Source organism: Holdemanella porci, from assembly GCF_019052655.1.
Classification (GTDB): Bacteria; Bacillota_I; Bacilli_A; order Erysipelotrichales; family Erysipelotrichaceae; genus Holdemanella; species Holdemanella hominis.
Genome location: NZ_JAHQVB010000033.1, coordinates 1 through 21,055, shown reverse-complemented (window position 1 = coordinate 21,055; position 21,055 = coordinate 1). Strand labels below are relative to the sequence as shown.

The window sequence follows — 21,055 nt, the reverse complement described above, 5'->3', positions numbered from 1 at the left end:
TCTGATACTCCCCTATAAAAATGGCTATTTATCAACTGTTTGTTGTGACATAGCCTTTTGTTTATACCTACGTTCAAGTTCATCCACAAACTTTTCTTGTTTATCCATTTCAATCCGTAAATCCGTTTTTTTAGATGTAACATCCATCGCAATATCCCTACATTTTAAAGATAAAAAACTAGCCCTATCTTCATGAATTGTATCGACTTTGGATTCTATATTTGAAATTAAAGCTTCATAACTTGGCACAATCATCGATTGTAAACCAATAAAAAAACAGACAAAAAGTGATATACATTTCATAAAACTCCTTCTACTGTCTGTCTTCTAAAATTATTGTATTTATTTTTCTAAGTACATGCAAGCACTATTTAAAATGATAAAACATAAAGTTCCTGTTGTGACAATATTTAATGTACAATCCAACAATCCATATATCAACACAATCGCAATAAAACACATCATCATGCCAAATAATGCAGGATTTTCTTTTCTTGTATTCGAAGTAAAGATTTCCTTATTTAGCACAAATGTATATGCCAAAAGCACTACTGTTCCAACAACTCCATACGACAAAATGGAATCAATATAAATATTATGGGCATGAGGTGCCTTATGACCATGTACTAATGGATAAAACTTCTGATATGTCTGCGGACCCCATCCAAAGAATGGATACATTGAAATACACATAAATGCTGTCTTCCAAATCTTAATACGAGAGGCAAAAGTTGACATATCACTGATTCTTGGAATCAATGTTGGTTTTAAGAATACTAAACCACATATACCAAGTTCGAATACAATGGATGTGATAAACAGTTTTTTCCATCGCACACAATAAAGAAAGATAGGAAAAATCACCACAAATGGTAATAATGCCGTTCTAGATCCCGTTAAATATAGAACAAAGAAATTAAACAGTGCAATTATAAAATAACCAATCTTACAAAGAATATTGTCGTTTTTCACAAAACGATACATACACATCACGCATACAAAATCAATGACCATCGCATAGATATTCGCATTCATAAATGTGGAAGTAATTCTTCGTTTTGGTGAATTGAAGATATGAAATTCTAAAAATGTTCGTCCATTCGCAAGGGAAATCTGATTAAACTGATACAAACCGTAGATAGCCGCAAATACCGACAAAATAATAATAAGATCACACATCTTTTCAAATGTACTTTTTGTGATACTTCTACGATAATAGGCTCCATATAAACCAATCAACACAAATAACCATGTATTGCCAAAACCTGTCCAGTTCGAATGGAAGATGGAAACAATAAATTCCAATACGTTAAAGCTGTAAAAGAGAATTGCGCCCGTTTGATTCTTTATGGCATCCACCATTTTATGTCGGCATAATGCTTGTATTAAAACGCATGCGATTCCTACACTTGCGATTTGATAGGGCAAAAACAGAAAGGCAGTTGCCAATAAAATCATTTTTTCATCTAAATTCATAGATTCTCCCTTCAAAAAAATAAGCTGGTTGAACCAGCTTAATTTCAAAACATGGTGCCGACTATCGGATTTGAACCAATGACCTACGCGTTACGAGTGCGTTGCACTACCACTGTGCTAAGTCGGCATAAAGACTACCCTATTAGAATAGTCTTATTTTTTAAGATTGTAAAGCAGAAATCTGTTGTTGATAATATGTAATTTGTTGCTGCAAAGAAGACAACATCTGATTATTTGTATCAATCTGAGATTGAATATCTGCAGTATCTTCTCCATTTTGTTGCGCATATGCCAAATCAGACTCTAGACTCTGTGCATATTGTGCATACGTATTGTAGTCTTGCTGCAAACTATTCAAGCTTGTTTGATATTCTTTAACCTTCTTTTCATTTTCTGCTTTTTTAGCTTCTTCTTCCTGACGAGCCTTTTCCTCGGCAGCCGCCTTTAATTCACCCTGTTCTTTACATAGATCAATAAAGTCTTTGCCTGTCTTTGATTTTGATAAAGTATCCACTTCATCTTTTAAATTTTTAGATAATGAACTATATGTAGACTGCATATCGGCTACAGCCATCTTTTCTTCATCCGATTTTGATTCCCAACCATTTAATAAACCAACAATTTGTTGATAAGCAGGAAGTTTAACTTCTTCTTTATCATGATGAAGCTGCTTCATATCTTTCAACAAAGCCTTATATGTTTTGCCAGTCTGTTCTTTAAAATATTCATTGATTGAAGTCTTTTGTTTATCCAAAAGCTTTTGATAATCTTTATCCAAATCTAGAAGCTCTAATTTCTCAGCATCTGACATCATATTATCTCCATACTCATCCGCATAAGACACTAATTTATCATATGTTTTTTGTTGCGTTTCAGAAACAATATTTTGTGGATCATACACCAAAACCTTATATGCATATCCACCTAAGGCAACCAAGCCTACTAAGATTACGCATAACACAATTTTTGTGATCTTCTTCAACGGTTTCTTTTCTTTGACTTGTTTATTCTTAGACTTCTTTTCTTTTGGTTTATGTTCCTTTTTTTCTTTCTTTTCGTTTGGATTCTTTTCCTTTTGGATAACTACCTCTTCATTTTCGTCACCCTCATTTGACATATTCTTTAACATCGCATGCACAAGATCTAATGCCTCATTGGATTGTTCCTTTTCTATCGAAGAAGTTGTAAAATCATCATCCATGTCTTTTAAATCATCTTCATGCTCCTGATAAAACTGTTCTTCTTCCTCAATTGTTTTTTGACCACGCTCTTTACGAAGCATATCTAAAGCTGAAGACATTGTCTTTTCAGCCTGTCTTCTTTCTGCTTCAGACATCTGATGAACCACTTTAGGCTTTTTTAATTCATCGTTATATTCTGTTTTTTTATCTAAAAGTGCTTTTGAATAAGCATCTATATTCTTATCATTTTTACTCATAATATATTTTCCTTAGTTCGAATCTATTTTAACACATTATAAGCCTTCTTTTTCAACAAATTCATAAAAAGATTTTTCTTTCACAAAATCCTCTTTATTCACCTTCCCAATCGGCTGCGCATAAATAATGAATTCATTTTCGCCTTCCAATTCAAACATTTCATCACAAATCCTTGTCACACACGCTCCAATTCCACAAGTTCCTAAACCAATACTTGTGCTTGCCAAATATATATTTTCTCCAACATGGCCTAAATCCACTAAAGCTATTCGATGCGCAAGATATCCATAGCGCCATTCGGTACGATATGGAATATAGCTGAAATAGAAAATCACATTGGCTTTTAAGGCCCATAATTGATCACATAAGGAAGATGCCAAAACATCACTTATCTTTTCAATTGGATTTAAAAACTCAATACGATGTTCCATAGGCAAATAATGATAGGTTCCAGAGATTAACCCTTCTACATTTTGACATACAAAATACAATTCAAAACCATGTCTAGCTCCTCCAGAAGGTACAGTACGCAAGGTCGCATATTTCTTCCCACGAATTTGTTTCACACCTTGGCAAGTCCACAACATATAAGATAGTTCCAACAAAGACATAGGTTCTTGCGTATATACACGACTACTATGGCGTGTATTTATGATATCTAAAAAGTTAGAACAAATGGATAACGCATCAAAATTTTTAGGAAGTTCTATCGATTCCGTTCGCATTGCATCCTTTACCAATGGGGGTTGTGGAAGTTTTTTATCTTGGTCCGATTCAAATTCTTCCATATCATATTTCAAGTCTGAATAATCCATACTCTTCTCCTTTTAATGCGCTAACTCATCCAATAATCTTGCCTTTTGTGTTCCTATCAACAAGACTTGTTTGTACTTTTCATATACATCAATCGTATGTGAACTTAAATATAAAGCCATTTCAGCTGACATTGTTAGATTGGTCACAAATATTGTCATTTCCTGACCATCCTTAAATGCACTTTCCATAAATTCAAACGCATTTTCAATCTCCAGCTTCAATTGACTATCCAACTTTTCCATTTTTTCCTTTTGTTCAAAGAAAGGCTTTGTACAAGAATCAAAACGTGACTTTGGATCTAAACTTTCATCCACCATTACTTTTTGTATGTTATTTAACACAAATTCATGTTCATGTTTTTGTGAAATACTTAATAATTCTGCCTGCAATTTATCACGATAATTTGCCATAAATACCTTTGTATGGTCCAAATAAGAAGAATCCATATCTTTGCGATATTCTTTCAAGAAACTAAACCAAAGATCTGTACAATGTTTTTCAAAAGAATATAAATTCACTTGTCGTAGTAAACCATCCATCACCAAATTAACAACAGAGACTCTTTCATCAAAATCGGCATTAAACAATCGAGCGTAGATTGTACTCGATACATTTCCGTTTAAGATATCATCAATGCCATAATCATCCTGATATTTTTTATACATCAAATAATAGGCGAAAACATCTTCGGCAATATCTTCATGATGCAGATATTCATAAATCGTATCTTGAGAGATTTCTAGATGCATCTTTTCATAGGTATAGAGTAAATAAGATAGATCTTCCCAGCCTCTTGCCGTCACAAATTCCATACCATCTACACTTGTTGAAACAGTATAGAAATGATTGGGCTTTAATTCCAAATAGCTTAAGATCATCGGATGTATATGTTTTGAAATCGCATACTCTTTCCATACATAGTAATCCGTTTCAACATGAATATAACGAATACGATCCATTGTCACGACATCAAAATCACGAACCGATTTATTATATTCACTCGGATTTCCTGCTGCTACAATGATCCAGCCACAAGGAACCTTCTGATTTCCAAAGGTTTTATTCTGTAGAAACTGCAACATAGTAGGTGCTAATGTTTCCGATACACAATTGATTTCATCAATAAATAAGATACCCTCTTTTAATCCTGTATCTTCCATTTTTGAATAAACACTCGCAATGATCTCACTCATTGTGTATTCCGTAATCGAGTATGTCTTTCCTTGAAATTCCTTTTCTTGAATAAAAGGAAGGCCCACAGCACTTTGACGTGTATGATGCGTAATTGTATAGCTGACAAGTCCAATTTGACATTCCTTTGCGATTTGTTCCATAATCTGTGTTTTACCAATACCAGGAGGACCAATCAACAATAAAGGTCGTTGATTCTTCGCTTCAATCTCATATTCACCAAACGAATTCTTCGATAAATATGCCTGTACAGTATTTTTTATTTCATTTTTTGCCTGTAATATATTCATAACTTTTCTTCCAATCTATATTGAATTGCCCATGAAGGCACTTTACTTTGATCATAATCCTCTAAATAAATAAAGGCTGTTTTATAGGCCGGACTCTTTTTGGGATAGATTCCCTTGCCATCGGTAAAATAAAGCAGGCCACAAAGATTTTGAAAAACTTTTTGATCTATCAAATCATTCACATAGCTAAATACCGGTCTAAAATCGGTATTGCCTTTACCCACTAGAGTAAATGAATTCAATAATTGATCCATCTCATTTTGATTTGAGATAACATCGTCTTTGCGGATTCTGTCATCACATTGAATAATATGCACCTTGCACGATTTATAAAACATATTTGAAGTGCTTAAAATACTATATGTATTGGATATAAAACGCTTCGCAAGATTTTCATCAATAGAATAACTCGTATCGAGTACAATCACAAACTCATAGATTTTTTTGACTTCTTTTGTCTCTAAAGGCTCAATCAATGGCATGTTCTTATAGATCGACATTCCATATGTGTAATAGGACAAATCAAATTCATCCAAATCTATTTGCATTTCTTCTTTCACAATACTAAATCGTTTTAAAAACTGTGAAAAAGAGTATTTCGATTTCTTTGCCTGTAAACTCGACACAAGAAAGGCATCCCCATCCTCATTATCCTTCCCTTTTTGTTTATGATCAAACAATGTTTGTTTGGCAACACTTTGCCACTTTTTTTGAACAGTAGAAGATTGAGGTACGTTCTCATCCTGCTCTTTAGGCCATGCAGCATGATCATCCACCACAAATTCATAATATAAATCTTGAATATCACCACGTGTACAAAGCCATTCATAAACTGTAATGCAACTCAGCCCATCTAAACTTTCAATTTCACGATATACATCTTTTCGAACATATGACAAGATTCGCGAAACGCTTTTTTTATGCATCGAATCCAATGTATACTCCACGATAATATCGCAAGCTACATTCCAAATAAATTCAACACGATTTTTTTTAAGCCAAATATGACTATATAAACAATGCAGAACACTATGTAAAAAACTACGATTTAAAAACACTGCATTCTTCTGAAATAAATCAATAATCTTTAATGGATTATAGTAAAAATACACGCCATTTGTCGCACATATAGCTACACGCTCATCTTCCTTCAACACCAACGTATTTAAAGCTGTTAAAAAATGTGGCATATCCATATAGAGTTCGGATCGAACTAATTCTAAGATATGAATCGCCTTTTCCTTTTCCCATTCACTTTGTCGCATTAAAAATCCTCAAAAGAATATGTCGATGATGATTTAAACATCTTATTCTTTAATTCCATCAATAGAGTACGAGTTTCTAAATCCTTTTCCATAAAAATCAATCGATCTAGATCGGATTGACCAAGACATTCTTTTTTTAACAATTTTTCTACCATAGCACATATATCTTTATATACATGTAAATAAGAAGTCAAATCATGTGCCCTTAAATAAGGAATGTATTGTTCAGATCCCATCATAAAGCGAAGAATCGCTACATGAAAGATGCAAGATTCACTTTCTTCAGCGCATAGCTTTTCAAAACAAGCATCATATCCGTCAAAATCGATTTTCCCCTCTTTAAAACATTGACGCATACGAAAACCTTCCCCTTCAATATTCAGGGCAAAGATATGAGCAGGGCCCACTTCATCATAACCCCCATTGTATTCTGGATAGAATATAGAACTATCTAAAAAGTGAACTTCTACATCCCATGTGATTTGCGTTAAGATTTGTTTCAGGAAAGTAACATCAAAAATTGAACAATCATAATAAATATGATTGAGTCTTAAACAATTCATAAACACATCGCTACCTATACTCATTAAAGAAAAAGGTAAATATATTTCTTTTAGCTTCCGACAATTGTAGAACGCATAATTCCCAAGTTTTTTTAAAGTACTCGGAAACTTAACACTTTCTACATCAACCCCACTACATTCATGATAATTCGAAGGAATGTCACAACTTAAAATAGCTTTCGATAAATCGACTTTTTTTGAAGAAAAACAATAATTTCCAATTTCACGAACAACATATCCATCAATGGATTCTGGTATTTCTATCTTGGGACTTAATGAATACACTCGATTGATACGAATGGAATCTTCATTTATTTTCTCATAATATACACAAACATTCATAGAAAAATTATAACATAAAACAAAAAAAGACAACTACCGAAGTAATTGTCTAAATTTACAAGTGGTGCGGGTGAAGGGACTCGAACCCCCACGCCGAAGGCGCCAGATCCTAAGTCTGGTGCGTCTGCCAATTTCGCCACACCCGCATTTCCAACGTGCTCACTTATAATACACTAACATAAAATAAAATGCAAGTGTTTTTTTAAATTTGTGGCTTTTTAATGTAGTACAGTTGGCTTATGCATCATTTCAATCTCTTCTTGGATATAGGCTTCCACTTTTTCTAAAAGCTCATCTGTAACCTCAATGTCACCTATCATAAAAGGACCATCTCCCATTTCAGATTCCTTCACAAATTTAATTTGCGGAAGCTGCGGCATCCGATGGTTTCCAAGTTCCTTTTCGATTTTTTCCAATTGTTTAAGTATAGGCTCGGCAATTTGTCTAATCATTTCTTCTTCTGTCATACATAGTATTATAATCAACACCCCTCATTTTGACAAGTTTTAACATATGTTTAAATTTAAACCCAAAACATTGAATCTTATCCAATTCAGAGTAACATACTAGATGAACTGCTAGAAGCATACTACTTCTAGATGTGTTCGTATGCACCCTGGCCTATGCCCTACAACATAGGTTCTGGGTGTTTTTTTCTATAATACGGATTCTAGTTCTTCTAAAGAAATAGGTCCAGGTCTTAAGATTTGTAACTTTTCTTTTGTACAGTCAACAATCGTACTTGCCTGTAACGCTTTACACGTTCCAAGTACAATACCATCAATTTTTGGAAGCTGTTCATACACATCATCACTTGTAAGTGCTGTTTTTTCTCCAGACTGATTGGCACTTGTGACCAAGATTGGACAATTCAACTCATCAATCACATCTAATATAAATTTTTCATCTGGAATACGAATCGCAATTGTACTTAAGCCATTTGTGTATACTGAATCAACACTGTCCTTTACATTCACAACGAGCGTCAATGCACCCGGTAAAAACTTAGCCGCAATCTTTTCAATTCTTTCATCCACTAACGCAACTTGCTTCATTTGTTCTACATTTGAAACCATCATTGGGATTGGTTTCGTTTCTGGACGATGTTTTGCGCGTTTCAATCGTTCTAAATCTTCTAAATTCCCATATTTTACTCCAACTCCATATACTGTATCTGTAGGAAGAGCAATAATTTTATGTTCATTAAATGCACACGCTACTTCGTGTACTTGATTTTTAGTATATTCTTTCATGTTTACACCTCTGTCTAAGACATTATACATCTTTTATGATAAAATACACTAAGAAAGAAAGGATGTTAACAATGTTTGAAAATACAATTGCAGCCATCTCCACTTCTTTGCAGGATGGTGCCATTTCCATCATTCGTTTAAGTGGTGACAAGGCTATTGAAATCACTCAAAAAATATTTGACCGTAATATCATAAATGCGAAAAGTCATACCGTTCATTATGGTTTTATTATAGATACCGATAAAAATCCTGTTGATGAAGTTTTAATTTCTATCTTTAGAGCTCCAAAAACATATACACGCGAAGACATTGTCGAAATCAATTGTCATGGTGGTACTTTTATTACTCGTAAAATCTTATCGATGGTATTAAGTGCTGGAGCAGATCTGGCAAAACCGGGAGAATTTACGCAACGTGCCTTCTATCATGGAAGAATTGATTTATCGCAGGCGGAAGCCGTTCAAGATATGATTGAAGCAAGCAACAATACCGCAGCAAGTATGGCCATTCATGGAATTAAAGGAAGTGTAAAAAAGCTACTACAGCCTTTGATTGATGATTTAATGGATATCATTGCGCAGATCGAAGTGAATATTGATTATCCTGAATATGAAGATGTAGAACAATTAACGACGAATGATTTACTTCCAAAAACTAACGAATGGTTAACCAAGATCGATCGTATTCTTGCTCGTGTACAGACGGGGCAAATGTTAAAAAAAGGTATTGATACCATTATTGTGGGTAAGCCAAATGTTGGTAAATCCAGCTTATTAAACGCACTTCTTGAAGAAGATAAAGCCATCGTTACAGATATTGCGGGGACCACAAGAGACTTGGTTGAGGGGCAAATTCATATTGGCAGTGTACAATTGAATTTAATTGATACAGCTGGTATTCATGAATCCAGCGATAAGATTGAACAGATTGGCATTGAAAAAAGTCAGGAAAGATTAAAAGATGCCAAATTGGTTCTTTTAGTCTTCGATGGTTCAAAAGAGTGGGATGAAGAAGATAAACAATTATTAGAACTGACAAAAGATAAGATGCGTTTAATTATCTATAATAAGTTAGATAAAACTGAAGCTAATAAAGATGGCATTTGGATTTCAGCTGCCAATAAAGAGATTCAACCTTTAATTGATGCCTTGGAAAACTTGTATCATGAAGATTTATTAAAGGAAGATCCACTACTTTCAAATGAGCGTCAAATTGGTTTATTGAATCAAGCCAAAGAAGATATGTTACGTGCCAAAGAAGCCATGGATATGATGGTAGAACCTGATTTAATTGAGATTGACATTCAGGCTGCTCATGATCATTTGAAAGAAATCTTAGGTGAAGTTCATAGAGAAGACTTGTTGGATACATTATTTTCTAAATTCTGTTTAGGTAAATAGTAAAATGCGATGATTATTAACCAATCATCGCATATTTTTTATCTAGTTTATTTAATACAATACAACCATCTTCAGTAACAAGTACTAAGTCTTCAACACGAACACCCATCTTTTCTGGTAAGTAGATACCTGGTTCAATCGAGAAAATCATGCCTGGTTTTACAGTTTCTGTATTGGTTGAACTTACATCCCCAAATTCATGATCCGTTTGACCAATGAAATGTCCTAGGCGATGTGTAAAGTATTCGCCATAACCAAAGCTAGAAATATAATTACGAGCCGTTAAATCGATATCGCATAGACGAACGCCTGGACGAATAATTTCTTCCGCTTTTTCATTGGCAACACGTACAATATCATGAATCTTTTTATATTCGTCACTTGCTTCTTTACAGAAATAAGTACGTGTCATATCCGAACAATAACGATCTTTTCTTCCCCCAATATCAATGACAATACTCTCACCTGCATTTAACACAGAATCATCTGGCATATGGTGAGGATCTGCACCATTAGCTCCAAAAGAACAAATAGGTGAGAATGATACGTCTTGACATCCTAGCAATTTATATTGTTCAAGAATAAAAGCTTCCACTTGTTTTTCAGTCATACCTTCTTTAATAAAATCTCTTGTACGTTCCATCACAACATCATTGATCTGTGAGTTTTCAATCATACATTCAATTTCTTTTTCATCCTTAATGGCACGAGTATCATCTACATATTTTGATCCAAGAACAACTTTTAATCCTTCGCACTTTTCCATTAAAGGAATCAAGAAACGTGCTGTCCAATCTTTATCAACACCTAGCGTTTCACTGGAATTAATAACACTAGCTAAAAGTGAAGTGGAATCGTCTGTATCACTAAACCAAATTTCTTCACAATCCTTTTGTTCAACCGTAAATAATGTATTTAAAAATAATACTTTTCTTCCTTCATCATTCAAGTATAGCGCAAACAATCTTTCTCCTGGACCTACATCAACACCTGTTAAATAATAAATGCTGCATGGTTCACTAACTAAGATTTGTTTAAGCCCATCCGCCTTCATTTTTGCGATCACTTGATCGACTCTTTTTTGAAACATAATTATCCTCCTAGAAATTCAAAGTAAATTCTGTACCTTGTTTTTCATCACTTGTCACACTTAATTTGATTTTATGACTTTGCGCAATTTGACTTGCGATGGATAAGCCTAAACCGGCCCCTCCTTGATACTTTCTTGACTTATCAACACGATAGAAGCGTTCAAATACATGTTTTAAATCTTCTGGTGGAATGTAGCTATCTGTATTACGAATTGTAATGACGGGTTTATTTTGTATCTTACATAATTTAAAATAAATCTTTCCGCCTGAAGGTGTATATTTGATCGCATTGTCCAAGAAAATTAATATCAATTGTCTTAACTGTGACTCATTACCATGTACCTCTATATTCTCTTCCACTTCATCGATTAAATCAATACCTTTTTCAAACGCAATGGATTCAAACGGTAAAACACAATGAAAACATATATCACTAAGCGAACAATTCTGCATTGAAATTTCAATTCGATTCGCATCATTCTTGGCAAGAAACAGCATATCCTCTACAAGTTTTCGCATGCGGTTCGCTTCGCTTTGAATCGATTCTATCCATTGTTTTTGTGAAGAAATGGTTTCTGTCGAATGATTGGTTAATACATCACTATCCGCTAAAATAACCGTTAATGGCGTTTTTAATTCATGACTGGCATCGGCCACAAATTGTTTCTGTTTATCCCATGCCTGTTCGACTGGTTTTAGTGCCCATTTACTTAAAATACAACTTAGTATAAAGAATACCAGTAATACACTCGATCCAATTTGAATAGATATAATCAACATTCTTTGAAAAGAAGACTGCATATGAGATACATCCACAAAGGCTACGGCATAACCTGAAGGAATAATTGTGTTTTCATCCACTTGATAGTTGGTAATTTTTTCTTTTTTATACGCAAACCCTTGTCTTTTCAAAATTCCGATATCGTCTTTATTTTTTACACTCTCAATTAAGCTTTGCGCATCTTCTGCATAAATATTCCATACTGAACGGCTTGTGATCATATATTCATAATTTGAATCCGTATAAATCACGAAGGAATTCCCATTAAAATTTCGACTGTTTCCAAATGAAATCGAAAAATCTTTATCCTTTAATCGTAAAGCCATTTCTAAACTTCGCACAACATCCTTTTTATCATGAATATAGTTTGAGCAACAAACTATACCAAATACAGATAGTAAAATCACACTGACAAAGGACATTAAAATCAAAATGAATTTAGTCTGTAGTTTTTTAAGCATCACAAACCTCTAGTCGATATCCAACTTTTCGAATCACCTTAATTGAAACTTTGCTTTTTAAAAATTTTAGTTTCTTTCTTAAAAAAGAGATATAAACCTCTACATTATTGTCCATCGCATCACTTTCACTACCCCATACCGAAACAATTAAATCATCTTTAGAAGTAATCATTTCAGGATGTGACATTAAATGTTTCATGATTTCAAATTCTTTATATCCTAAATGAATATGTTGACTTGCACAATACAACTCACAAGTATCAAGTTGTAACGCTAAATCATCATACTTCAATTCATGTACAATGACTTCTCCTTTGCGTCTTGTCAGTGCATTAATTCGAGCAACAAGTTCTGCAGCCGAAAATGGTTTAGTCATATAATCATCGGCCCCTACATTTAGGCCTTTCACTTTATCTGGAATTTCATCCAATGCCGACAACAACAAAGTTGGAGTTTCAATCTTATTGGCACGCATTTTCTGTACAATCTCAAAACCATTCATAACAGGGAGCATAATATCTAAAATAGCTACATCATAATATCCACTAAGGGCTAAATCTAAACCTTCTTGTCCATCATAAGCCATAGTTACTTGCCATTTTTGTTCTTCTAAAATTTGTGCAATCGCATACGCAATGTTTTTTTCATCATCCACAACTAATATATTCATAGTGCACGCCCTTTCTTCTTTTTTTATATATTAACACACAGTTCTATATTTTCTTTACTCATTTTTATAGATACACAAGATTGTAATGCCGATAACTTTCGATTTAAATAGGATATATGAAGTGAAACCGTATTCTGATTCACATCTACACAATTGTTCCAAACTTTTTCAATCACAAGCCAAACAGCTACTCGATTCGATTCACTTCGAATCAATAAAGAAAGAATACTACATTCCAACTTAGTCAATTGATATTTTGTATTCTTACACGCAAGTGTTTCTTCTTTCTTATTCAATAGAATATCTTGATATTGTAAATAAGAATCGTCTATCACATTTTCTTTTAACATCACTTTGACTCTTGCAATCAATTCCTTTGTCGAAAAGGGTTTGGATAGATAATCGTTGGCACCTAAATCAAAACCTGTAACTTTATTATCCACTTCATTTAACGCGCTTAAAAGTAATACCAGAATATCATTTTTTTGTTTGCAAATCTGATTTAGCACTTCATAACCATTCTTTTCAAGCATCATAATATCCAAAATCAATCCATCATAAATTTCTTGGGAAATCAAACGAATGGCACTATTCCCATCAAAACACACATCGCAATTATAGCCCGCATCTTCTAAGACGGCTTGTAGTGCTTTAGCCAAATTCACTTCATCATCCGCTACCAATAATCGCATATTATCCCTTGACTCTATCTTTGATTGTCTGAAATGATAAGTCTAAAGAAGCAATTTCATCGGCACATCGTTTTAATTCACTACATATCAAATCTTCATCTTCAATATGTTTCTTATAATGAATTTGATGTTCTAGATTTGCCCAAAAATCTAATGCGATCGTTCGTACTTGGATTTCAACTAAACATCCATCCACTTCACAAATCACATGTAGACTGCGATACCCACTGGGTTTGGGTTGGCTTAAATAGTCTCTTACTTCCACCACTTTAAAGCATGAATGAATCCAATCCTTTACTTCATAGATTTCATCCACAAACGAACAAATGATGCGAACTCCAATAATATCATGAAGCAAAGAATATTCATTGCCTATCTTTTTCATAACACTTTCTGATGACTTAATTCTAGAAGTCGTATATTGTATACAAGCTAATACACTCGAATGAATTGTATTTAAAACCTTATCCAAAACATTTTTAAACGTATCATAGTCAGATCCATAAAATTCTTTATATGTCATACCATAAACATACTAAACAACACTTAAAATTTGCTTAAAAAAAGTTAGAGAATTACTCTCTAACTAAAACAATATCCTTTATAGTCATAAAAATAAATTCGATAAATAAAACGATCATTTTTCTTTATACTGAACTGTTGTTCAAGATTTCCATCCGTATCGTAAATGGATAATAGTCCTGCAATTCCTGAATTTACGACAATATGATCACCTAAATTTTGTGCACTCGATACATAGGCGCTAAACGAAACTTCAAATGAATTGGTCAATGTATATGTCCCTTCATTTTCATCCACTAAATATTGATAGTAATAGGATGTCGTGCCTTCTGTAATACTTGTTTGAATTCCATCATTGACAGTCCAATCATAATCTTTTCTTGTCTTAGAATATCCAAAATTATTATCAAACATGTATAGATAATATTGACCAGATTCTAATGCATCATCTTCCATATATGTTACGGTATGTTGTCCTCCACTCGCCAAGAAGTCCCCTACTTTTGTATATAAATACTTTGTATAGTCTGTATCTTTCCAGAAATCTTCATTGCCTATGATATAGCCAATACTTGGATTTGTGCTTATATCATTAATTTTAAAGATCGAACTTGTTTCTCGAGAAGAAAGAATAACACTATCATCACTTAAGTATTGAAGTGTATTGATATGCAGCCAATCCCATTTTGAACCTTCTTTATGATCCGTACTCTCTTTGTAGCTTTTAAACAAATCTTCTAAATCTAATACTTCACTTACTTCTTCGCTATCTACATCCAATTTAATAATACAATCTTCTACACTATTCTTTTCCTCATTTGTAGCTAATAAAATCAAATTTCCATCCTGATCAAATTGATAATCGTGATGAACCATATAATTACCCAAATTATAAATGTGTTCAATCATACCTAAATGATTGATGGCAGCCATTCTATGTGTAGATACACTCATATATAAGATTTGATTTTGCATCAACATACGATGAGAACGATATCCAATAATTGGAATTTCCCCACGCAAAACGCCATTTGTATCATACACATAGACAAAGTCTTGATCATCCGCATCATTTCCTAATAGTGTATATAAAGCATTGCCTAAATCTTGTTTAGAACCAGACACTTGTTTAAGTTGTATATCTTCATCACCTAAAAGTGATCCCATTGTATAGTTTGTACTTACACTTTGACTTGTTCCATCCTTATAGGTGGCTGTAATTGTGATTGTATTTGTACAATTTGGAATCAAACCAATCAATTGAAACTCATGTTCCTTTTGATATTCTTTAGCCTGATAAGCCGTAGCTGTAAAATCCGCGTAATCGCTGCAACTCACTGTATATGTAATTTTAGCCACTTTGGATGTATTAAAATAAACATACATCGATTGTGTATTGGTTGAAAAAGGATTGTATTTCATAAATATATTTTGAAGTGTATAGTTCCCATTTCCTTTTTCATTTTCTAAATCCGATAATGCTTGTTCTTGAAACTCCATCGTATAAATTTTATTGACTGTGACTGTAGATTGACTATCTTTATAAATTCCATATCCAATGGTAAGTCCAATAATCAGCACAAAAATCAATATATTTCCAAGTTTTTTCTTCATAAATAATCCACCTCGGAAATATTGTATTATGTTTTTCTTAAGATTTCCTTAAGTTTTCTTAAGATTTTAACGGAAATTTCAATTTGTCAAAAAAAAAGAAATAGGCATGATTATTTTAAGGGCATGAAAAGTATAATCGCCTATTTCGTAAGTGAGTATACTGATTCAAACTTAAATAAACCTTAAAAGATGTGAAGATACAAATTAAGAATTCTAGAAAATGTTATAATTTATGTGGTGATGATACTATGAAACTATTATTTAAACAAAGATTCTTTTCCTGGTTTGATAGCTATGATATTTATGATGAGTCAGGTCAAATCATATATCAAGTTGAAGGAAGGCTTTCTTGGGGACATAAGCTAGTCATTTATGATCAAAATGGAAATGAAGTGGGTAATGTATTAGAAAAGGTGATGACTTTACTTCCTAAATTTGAAATCTATAAGAATAATGAATATATTGGATGTCTATCGAAAGAATTATCTTTCTTTACTCCACATTACCACATTGACTATAATGGATGGCATATTGATGGAACTCTTACTGAATGGAATTATACAATTGTGGATGAAAACTATGATACTGTAGCGATTATTCGTAAAGAAATATTTAATTTAACAGATACCTATGTCATTGATGTTAAAGACCCAGAAAATGCATTGGATGCGCTTATGTTTGTCTTGGCTATTGATGCAGAAAAATGTTCTAGAAACAAGCGACAAAATTATTAGCACTCAGCTCTTGACTGTGCCAAATAATTGTACTATGATACTAGCAGTTAAAAGATATAAGTGCTAAGGAGGATTCAATATGCGCTATTACCCTAATTATTTTGATGACTTTTTCAATGATACTAAAAAACAAGATACAAGTACTGTATTAAGAACAGATATTTATGAAAAGGATGGATATTATCAAATCTGCATGGAGGTTTGTGGGATTCAAAAAGAAAATATTCAAATTGAACTAAAAGATGGCTACTTAAAGATCACAGCTACTCGTAATATCAACAAAGAAGATACGCGTGTACTTCGTCAAGAAAGATTTACTGGAACTTATTCTCGTTCTTTCTATATTGGTGAAGGCTATAAACAAGAGGATATCAAAGCTAGTTTTGACAATGGTGAATTATTTATCTTATTACCTACAAAACCAGTGAAGCGTGAAGAAGAAACAAGATATATCAATATTCAATAGTGAGAGACTTGCGTCTCTCATTTTTTGGATTATACTATTTTTAATCAAGTGGAGGTACAAACAATGAGTGTATTAGATGAAAATGTTGTTATCTTCAAATATTTTGAAGAAATCTCAAAGATTCCTCATGGATCATTTCATGAAGAAAAAATCGCAGACTATGTAGAAAATTTTGCGAAGGAACATGATTTTAAATATGTTCGTGATGACATGAATAATGTGATTATTTATAAAGAGGCTACACCAGGCTACGAAGATCACGATACAGTTATGTTGCAGGCACATATGGATATGGTATGCGAAAAGAATAAGGATGTCGACTTTGACTTTGAAACCGATGCTTTAAATTTATATGTTGAAGATGGCTGGTTAAAAGCAAAAGGAACAACATTAGGTGCCGATGATGGATTTGGCGTTAGCTACATATTGGCCATTCTTAGTGATGATACTCTAAAACATCCAAACTTAGAATGCGTATTTACTGTACAAGAAGAAGTAGGTCTATTAGGATCTATCCATTTAAAGAAAGAATACTTCCAAGCCAAGAAAATGATTGGTTTAGATGGTGGTGGTGAAGTTAGTACTTGTACCACTACAAGTGGTGGTCGCTATGCCTATGTCGATAAAACATGCACGTTTGAAGAAGTTGACAAACCAACCTACAAACTTACTGTCAAAGGATTAGATGGAGGGCATTCAGGTGCTTGCATTGATCAAGAGAAGGGTAACTCCATTAAAATCTTATTTAGAGTTCTGCAAACATTAAAAGATATTCAAATCGTATCTGTGAATGGTGGACTTAAAGAGAATGCGATTCCTAGAGAAGCAGAGGCAACTTTCGTTTCAGACATCAAGCCAAATATAGATTCTATCGTAAAAGATTTAAAAACAGAATTTGAATTTAGTGATAGTAAACTCGATATTCAATTGGAAGAATCAGACAAAGCCATTAAAGCTTTTACTTCAAAAGATTCAAACGAATTGATCACACTATACTACTTACTACCAAATGGTTTACAACATAAATCTATGGCTATCGAAGGATTAACTCTAGCTTCCCTTAACTTAGGTAAGCTAAGAACAGAAGACAATGTTGTAAAATGTGCATTCTGCATCCGTTCCCCATTAGAATCTATGAAGGATGAATTAGGAAATAAAATCAAAATTATTGCACAGTTATGTCATGCTTCTGAACATGAAGATACAAACTTCTGTGGTTGGAACTATGAAGCTAACAGTTCATTAAGAGAAAAATTAAAAGAAATCTTAAAAAAACAAGGTGTAGAAATGGAAACGGAAGCATCACACGGCGGTATGGAAACGGGTATTCTAAAAGGATTGATTCCAGATTTAGATATCATCACATACGGTCCTATTGCCCAAGGTTGTCATACACCAGAAGAAAAATTAAACCTAGAATCTTTTCAAAAAGCCTATAAAAACTTATGCGATTTGATTGCAGAATTGTAAGAGAAGTCTATACTTCTCTTTTATTTTGTGCTATAATACTTAAGCACATGGCGCGTTCGGCAAGCGGTTAAGCCACAGCCCTCTCAAGGCTGTATCACGGGTTCAAATCCCGTACGCGCTACCATTAAACAATTACTCCTTTACATAAAGGAGTTTTTATTTTATGTACAAATCGTGTAAGATATATTAAGAATATACCAGGATTTATACAGTTATATGTTTGGTAATATATTAGAACTTTTAGGCAGACTTTTAGTACTTAGTGTATTCATGAAATTACTTTACGCTATGTACTTAAAATACAGAGATTGGTAAATCTTAGAAAGGACTAATCTTTATAATGTTAGAAAAATTAACAGAAATTTTATATCTAATTTTTGATTATCCGTATAAATACTATATTTCTAAGCATTTTGAAGTATAGAAAAACACTCATTTTACCACGAATATACCACGATTGAATGAGCCTTGATATGACACTAAAATAAACATGGGAGATAACACAAAGCATCTGTGTATCTCCCATGTTTCATTCACGCAATATGATTATTCGCTCTTATTTCAAATTTTAAGATTGTTTTCATCATTTATAGCACCAGCTTTTAATGCCTTTTTAATATCACGTTTTTTTAGTCCAACCATATAATTCTTCCTTTATAAAAGCAAAGTACTTTATAAATCTTTGACCTTCATTTTATTAAGTTCCTCTTTACGATACTGATGTCTTCCGTCTATCCATATAACAAGTTCCAAAACAAGAATAATTGTGCATGGAACAAGAAATTCAGCAATTTGTATAGAACTTACAAAGTATATGTATGCAAAAACGATAATTGAAATCAAAGGGACAATCGCACCTAATTGCCATGCTTTTTTTGTACTAAGATATTTTTGCATACAAACAATAATAATAGTAATGATAAGCGTACTGAAAAAATTTAATAAAATAGACATAATCATCTCTCCTTTTCTTTTTTATATTTTTCGATAATAATTTTTGCGGTTTCTAAATCTATTCGTGAATCAACCGCAAGACCTTTCACAAAAGTCGTAAATGGTTCTTCTTCTTTTTGGTCAGACATTTCTATTTTTTGTATTAGCTTATCTAATCTTAATCGTACCGTTGGATAAGTAACACCATACGTTTTTGCGATTTCTTTTAATGACCCAGACTTTAAAACAAAATTTTTTAAAAAGGTAACATCTTCTTGTTCTAAAGACAGTATCCATTGAGGTATTTTATCAATCTCCATTTTTACATCCTCCTTTCACTTATACTTTAACTATATTAAATATAACATAAATAAAATTAAAGTCTATATTAATTTTATATTTATTTTTATTTTATAAGAGATATGAAACAAAGAATGAATTTTTTATTTTGAAAATTAAAATGAGCAAGCATACAAATCCGATAAAAAATGTACGGTTTATTCTCATTTACCCTATAATCTTCCAGTTACTATCCTTATGTAATACAAGCCTAAACTTATTGACAATCGTATCATATAATACTATACTGTACTTGTATTAGTGATACAGTATAAGACAAGGCGGTGGTATAGTGGATATTTTTATCAATAATCATGCCAGCATACCGATTTATGAGCAAATTTCTTCACAAATAAAGGCAATGATTATAAACGGAGATTTGAAAGCTGGAGAAGCACTTCCCTCTATAAGAGGACTGGCAAAGTCGTTGCATATTAGTGTTTTAACGGTTCAAAAATCTTATGATGTACTTCAAAAGGACGGTTTTATTGAAACAACCGCAGGAAAAGGTTGCTTTGTATCCGTTCAAAATCAAGATTTCTATTTGGAAGAACAGCAAAAGAAAATAGAAAATTATTTTACAGAAGCGATTGAAATTGCAAAGGTAAGCGGAATAAAGCTGGATAAATTACAATCTTTGCTTGAACTATTATATGAGGAGGAATGATATTATGGAAAAATATGCTTTAGAGCTTAACGGGGTAACAAAACAATACAAAGATTTCAAACTTGATAGTATTTCCTTTACTGTCCCTCAAGGAAGTATCGTTGGATTGATTGGAGAAAATGGAGCTGGAAAAAGCACAACAATTAACGCTATTTTAGGTTTGATTGTTACTGAACAAGGCAAAATTTCTGTATTCAATGGGAAAGATGTCAACGCCAAAACAAAAGAACATATCGGTGTTGTATTTGATGGAAGTAATTATCCCGACAATTTAACACCCGAAAAGCTAGGAAAAGTTTTTCAAAATATCTATGCTGAATGGAATAATAAAAAGTATTTTGAGCTATTAAATAAGTTTGAACTTCCTATCAACAAAAAACTAAAAGAATTTTCAAAAGGAATGAACATGAAGTATTCCATAGCGGTTGCTTTATCTCATAACTCAAAATTACTTATTCTTGACGAAGCAACAAGTGGACTTGACCCTATAATTCGAGATGATATTTTAGAAATGTTTTTAGATTTGGCTATGTCACAACAAACAGTTGATAAATAGCCATTTTTATAGGGGAGTATCAGA

General features: G+C 32.9%; 23 protein-coding genes and 3 tRNA genes. 7 read left to right on the top strand and 19 right to left on the bottom strand.

Annotated features, from left to right (window positions below):
- Window positions 1-24 precede the first annotated feature (24 nt).
- The 11 genes from KTQ83_RS07315 to KTQ83_RS07265 all read right to left on the bottom strand — a co-directional run bounded on the left by KTQ83_RS07315 (window position 25) and on the right by KTQ83_RS07265 (window position 8,635).
- Window positions 25-303 (bottom strand): hypothetical protein, encoded by a 279-nt coding sequence (locus tag KTQ83_RS07315; RefSeq protein WP_217256409.1) that lies wholly within the window; start codon window positions 301-303, stop codon window positions 25-27.
- 39 nt (window positions 304-342) lie between these two features.
- Window positions 343-1,476, bottom strand: a complete 1,134-nt coding sequence (locus KTQ83_RS07310; RefSeq protein ID WP_217256408.1) for an O-antigen ligase family protein — start codon at window positions 1,474-1,476, stop codon at window positions 343-345.
- A gap of 52 nt (window positions 1,477-1,528) precedes the next feature.
- A tRNA-Thr gene (locus KTQ83_RS07305) sits at window positions 1,529-1,603 on the bottom strand.
- Between the two features lie 33 nt (window positions 1,604-1,636).
- Window positions 1,637-2,914, bottom strand: a complete 1,278-nt coding sequence (locus KTQ83_RS07300; RefSeq protein ID WP_186998785.1) for a hypothetical protein — start codon at window positions 2,912-2,914, stop codon at window positions 1,637-1,639.
- 36 nt (window positions 2,915-2,950) lie between these two features.
- On the bottom strand, window positions 2,951-3,730 hold the full coding sequence (locus KTQ83_RS07295) for a SagB/ThcOx family dehydrogenase (RefSeq protein WP_217256407.1): 780 nt from the start codon (window positions 3,728-3,730) through the stop codon (window positions 2,951-2,953).
- A 12-nt stretch (window positions 3,731-3,742) separates the two neighbouring features.
- Window positions 3,743-5,212, bottom strand: coding sequence for an ATP-binding protein (locus tag KTQ83_RS07290; RefSeq protein WP_217256406.1), 1,470 nt, complete (start codon window positions 5,210-5,212; stop codon window positions 3,743-3,745).
- Window positions 5,209-6,477 carry a vWA domain-containing protein gene (locus KTQ83_RS07285; protein WP_186998783.1) on the bottom strand — a complete coding sequence of 423 codons (1,269 nt, stop codon included), beginning with the start codon at window positions 6,475-6,477 and terminating at the stop codon, window positions 5,209-5,211. The genes KTQ83_RS07290 and KTQ83_RS07285 overlap by 4 nt, the downstream gene beginning before the upstream one ends.
- Window positions 6,477-7,382, bottom strand: a complete 906-nt coding sequence (locus KTQ83_RS07280) for a leucine-rich repeat domain-containing protein (protein WP_117924227.1) — start codon at window positions 7,380-7,382, stop codon at window positions 6,477-6,479. The genes KTQ83_RS07285 and KTQ83_RS07280 overlap by 1 nt, the downstream gene beginning before the upstream one ends.
- Window positions 7,383-7,444: 62 nt before the next feature.
- Window positions 7,445-7,528: transfer RNA gene (locus KTQ83_RS07275), tRNA-Leu, on the bottom strand.
- Between the two features lie 72 nt (window positions 7,529-7,600).
- Window positions 7,601-7,849: a hypothetical protein gene (locus KTQ83_RS07270; protein WP_118115047.1), complete on the bottom strand. Its 249-nt coding sequence runs from the start codon at window positions 7,847-7,849 to the stop codon at window positions 7,601-7,603.
- Between the two features lie 189 nt (window positions 7,850-8,038).
- Window positions 8,039-8,635, bottom strand: coding sequence for an L-threonylcarbamoyladenylate synthase (locus KTQ83_RS07265; protein WP_199593107.1), 597 nt, complete (start codon window positions 8,633-8,635; stop codon window positions 8,039-8,041).
- A gap of 71 nt (window positions 8,636-8,706) precedes the next feature.
- On the opposite strand from KTQ83_RS07265, the gene mnmE reads away from it, so the two are divergent.
- Window positions 8,707-10,035 carry a tRNA uridine-5-carboxymethylaminomethyl(34) synthesis GTPase MnmE gene (mnmE, locus tag KTQ83_RS07260; protein ID WP_117924232.1) on the top strand — a complete coding sequence of 443 codons (1,329 nt, stop codon included), beginning with the start codon at window positions 8,707-8,709 and terminating at the stop codon, window positions 10,033-10,035.
- A 16-nt stretch (window positions 10,036-10,051) separates the two neighbouring features.
- Here mnmE and KTQ83_RS07255 read toward each other — a convergent pair whose 3' ends face one another.
- The 6 genes from KTQ83_RS07255 to KTQ83_RS07230 are packed head-to-tail and all read right to left on the bottom strand — an operon-like array spanning window position 10,052 to window position 15,866.
- Window positions 10,052-11,125 (bottom strand): M24 family metallopeptidase, encoded by a 1,074-nt coding sequence (locus tag KTQ83_RS07255; protein WP_117924234.1) that lies wholly within the window; start codon window positions 11,123-11,125, stop codon window positions 10,052-10,054.
- Window positions 11,126-11,135: 10 nt separating this feature from the next.
- A complete protein-coding gene (locus tag KTQ83_RS07250; RefSeq protein ID WP_217256405.1) occupies window positions 11,136-12,368 on the bottom strand; it encodes a sensor histidine kinase in 1,233 nt (410 codons plus the stop codon).
- On the bottom strand, window positions 12,361-13,038 hold the full coding sequence (locus KTQ83_RS07245; RefSeq protein ID WP_186998778.1) for a response regulator transcription factor: 678 nt from the start codon (window positions 13,036-13,038) through the stop codon (window positions 12,361-12,363). Before KTQ83_RS07245 ends, KTQ83_RS07250 begins: the two co-directional genes overlap by 8 nt.
- Window positions 13,039-13,061: 23 nt before the next feature.
- Window positions 13,062-13,730: a response regulator transcription factor gene (locus KTQ83_RS07240; protein ID WP_217256404.1), complete on the bottom strand. Its 669-nt coding sequence runs from the start codon at window positions 13,728-13,730 to the stop codon at window positions 13,062-13,064.
- Window position 13,731: 1 nt separating this feature from the next.
- Entirely contained in the window at window positions 13,732-14,253 is a 522-nt protein-coding gene (locus tag KTQ83_RS07235; RefSeq protein WP_217256403.1) for a GTP pyrophosphokinase, read from the bottom strand.
- A 59-nt stretch (window positions 14,254-14,312) separates the two neighbouring features.
- Entirely contained in the window at window positions 14,313-15,866 is a 1,554-nt protein-coding gene (locus tag KTQ83_RS07230) for an aryl-sulfate sulfotransferase (protein ID WP_217256402.1), read from the bottom strand.
- A gap of 248 nt (window positions 15,867-16,114) precedes the next feature.
- Here KTQ83_RS07230 and KTQ83_RS07225 point away from each other — a divergent pair, with 248 nt between their 5' ends.
- From KTQ83_RS07225 to KTQ83_RS07210, 4 genes are all read left to right on the top strand, one after another.
- Entirely contained in the window at window positions 16,115-16,600 is a 486-nt protein-coding gene (locus KTQ83_RS07225) for an LURP-one-related/scramblase family protein (protein ID WP_217256401.1), read from the top strand.
- Between the two features lie 79 nt (window positions 16,601-16,679).
- Window positions 16,680-17,066, top strand: a complete 387-nt coding sequence (locus KTQ83_RS07220) for an Hsp20/alpha crystallin family protein (protein WP_117924250.1) — start codon at window positions 16,680-16,682, stop codon at window positions 17,064-17,066.
- A 63-nt stretch (window positions 17,067-17,129) separates the two neighbouring features.
- Window positions 17,130-18,536, top strand: a complete 1,407-nt coding sequence (gene pepD, locus KTQ83_RS07215; protein WP_217256400.1) for a beta-Ala-His dipeptidase — start codon at window positions 17,130-17,132, stop codon at window positions 18,534-18,536.
- Between the two features lie 49 nt (window positions 18,537-18,585).
- A tRNA-Glu gene (locus tag KTQ83_RS07210) sits at window positions 18,586-18,660 on the top strand.
- A gap of 548 nt (window positions 18,661-19,208) precedes the next feature.
- Here KTQ83_RS07210 and KTQ83_RS07205 read toward each other — a convergent pair.
- Together KTQ83_RS07205 and KTQ83_RS07200 are read right to left on the bottom strand one after the other, a co-directional pair.
- Window positions 19,209-19,490 carry a hypothetical protein gene (locus tag KTQ83_RS07205; protein WP_066734718.1) on the bottom strand — a complete coding sequence of 94 codons (282 nt, stop codon included), beginning with the start codon at window positions 19,488-19,490 and terminating at the stop codon, window positions 19,209-19,211.
- Window positions 19,491-19,492: 2 nt separating this feature from the next.
- Window positions 19,493-19,789, bottom strand: coding sequence for a DUF2089 family protein (locus KTQ83_RS07200; RefSeq protein WP_066734721.1), 297 nt, complete (start codon window positions 19,787-19,789; stop codon window positions 19,493-19,495).
- Between the two features lie 311 nt (window positions 19,790-20,100).
- Here KTQ83_RS07200 and KTQ83_RS07195 point away from each other — a divergent pair, with 311 nt between their 5' ends.
- Together KTQ83_RS07195 and KTQ83_RS07190 are read left to right on the top strand one after the other, a co-directional pair.
- Window positions 20,101-20,475, top strand: a complete 375-nt coding sequence (locus KTQ83_RS07195; protein ID WP_022615829.1) for a GntR family transcriptional regulator — start codon at window positions 20,101-20,103, stop codon at window positions 20,473-20,475.
- Window positions 20,476-20,479: 4 nt separating this feature from the next.
- Window positions 20,480-21,031 (top strand): ABC transporter ATP-binding protein, encoded by a 552-nt coding sequence (locus KTQ83_RS07190; RefSeq protein ID WP_244975807.1) that lies wholly within the window; start codon window positions 20,480-20,482, stop codon window positions 21,029-21,031.
- The last annotated feature ends 24 nt before the right edge of the window (window positions 21,032-21,055 follow it).

What these genes read in the sequence shown, in the direction of transcription:
- KTQ83_RS07315 (WP_217256409.1), bottom strand. Translation starts at nt 303, where the DNA reads ATGAAATGTATATCACTTTTTGTCTGTTTTTTTATTGGTTTACAATCG.
- KTQ83_RS07310 (WP_217256408.1), bottom strand. Translation starts at nt 1,476, where the DNA reads ATGAATTTAGATGAAAAAATGATTTTATTGGCAACTGCCTTTCTGTTT.
- KTQ83_RS07300 (WP_186998785.1), bottom strand. Translation starts at nt 2,914, where the DNA reads ATGAGTAAAAATGATAAGAATATAGATGCTTATTCAAAAGCACTTTTA.
- KTQ83_RS07295 (WP_217256407.1), bottom strand. Translation starts at nt 3,730, where the DNA reads ATGGATTATTCAGACTTGAAATATGATATGGAAGAATTTGAATCGGAC.
- KTQ83_RS07290 (WP_217256406.1), bottom strand. Translation starts at nt 5,212, where the DNA reads ATGAATATATTACAGGCAAAAAATGAAATAAAAAATACTGTACAGGCA.
- KTQ83_RS07285 (WP_186998783.1), bottom strand. Translation starts at nt 6,477, where the DNA reads ATGCGACAAAGTGAATGGGAAAAGGAAAAGGCGATTCATATCTTAGAA.
- KTQ83_RS07280 (WP_117924227.1), bottom strand. Translation starts at nt 7,382, where the DNA reads ATGAATGTTTGTGTATATTATGAGAAAATAAATGAAGATTCCATTCGT.
- KTQ83_RS07270 (WP_118115047.1), bottom strand. Translation starts at nt 7,849, where the DNA reads ATGACAGAAGAAGAAATGATTAGACAAATTGCCGAGCCTATACTTAAA.
- KTQ83_RS07265 (WP_199593107.1), bottom strand. Translation starts at nt 8,635, where the DNA reads ATGAAAGAATATACTAAAAATCAAGTACACGAAGTAGCGTGTGCATTT.
- mnmE (WP_117924232.1), top strand. Translation starts at nt 8,707, where the DNA reads ATGTTTGAAAATACAATTGCAGCCATCTCCACTTCTTTGCAGGATGGT.
- KTQ83_RS07255 (WP_117924234.1), bottom strand. Translation starts at nt 11,125, where the DNA reads ATGTTTCAAAAAAGAGTCGATCAAGTGATCGCAAAAATGAAGGCGGAT.
- KTQ83_RS07250 (WP_217256405.1), bottom strand. Translation starts at nt 12,368, where the DNA reads ATGCTTAAAAAACTACAGACTAAATTCATTTTGATTTTAATGTCCTTT.
- KTQ83_RS07245 (WP_186998778.1), bottom strand. Translation starts at nt 13,038, where the DNA reads ATGAATATATTAGTTGTGGATGATGAAAAAAACATTGCGTATGCGATT.
- KTQ83_RS07240 (WP_217256404.1), bottom strand. Translation starts at nt 13,730, where the DNA reads ATGCGATTATTGGTAGCGGATGATGAAGTGAATTTGGCTAAAGCACTA.
- KTQ83_RS07235 (WP_217256403.1), bottom strand. Translation starts at nt 14,253, where the DNA reads ATGACATATAAAGAATTTTATGGATCTGACTATGATACGTTTAAAAAT.
- KTQ83_RS07230 (WP_217256402.1), bottom strand. Translation starts at nt 15,866, where the DNA reads ATGAAGAAAAAACTTGGAAATATATTGATTTTTGTGCTGATTATTGGA.
- KTQ83_RS07225 (WP_217256401.1), top strand. Translation starts at nt 16,115, where the DNA reads ATGAAACTATTATTTAAACAAAGATTCTTTTCCTGGTTTGATAGCTAT.
- KTQ83_RS07220 (WP_117924250.1), top strand. Translation starts at nt 16,680, where the DNA reads ATGCGCTATTACCCTAATTATTTTGATGACTTTTTCAATGATACTAAA.
- pepD (WP_217256400.1), top strand. Translation starts at nt 17,130, where the DNA reads ATGAGTGTATTAGATGAAAATGTTGTTATCTTCAAATATTTTGAAGAA.
- KTQ83_RS07205 (WP_066734718.1), bottom strand. Translation starts at nt 19,490, where the DNA reads ATGTCTATTTTATTAAATTTTTTCAGTACGCTTATCATTACTATTATT.
- KTQ83_RS07200 (WP_066734721.1), bottom strand. Translation starts at nt 19,789, where the DNA reads ATGGAGATTGATAAAATACCTCAATGGATACTGTCTTTAGAACAAGAA.
- KTQ83_RS07190 (WP_244975807.1), top strand. Translation starts at nt 20,480, where the DNA reads ATGGAAAAATATGCTTTAGAGCTTAACGGGGTAACAAAACAATACAAA.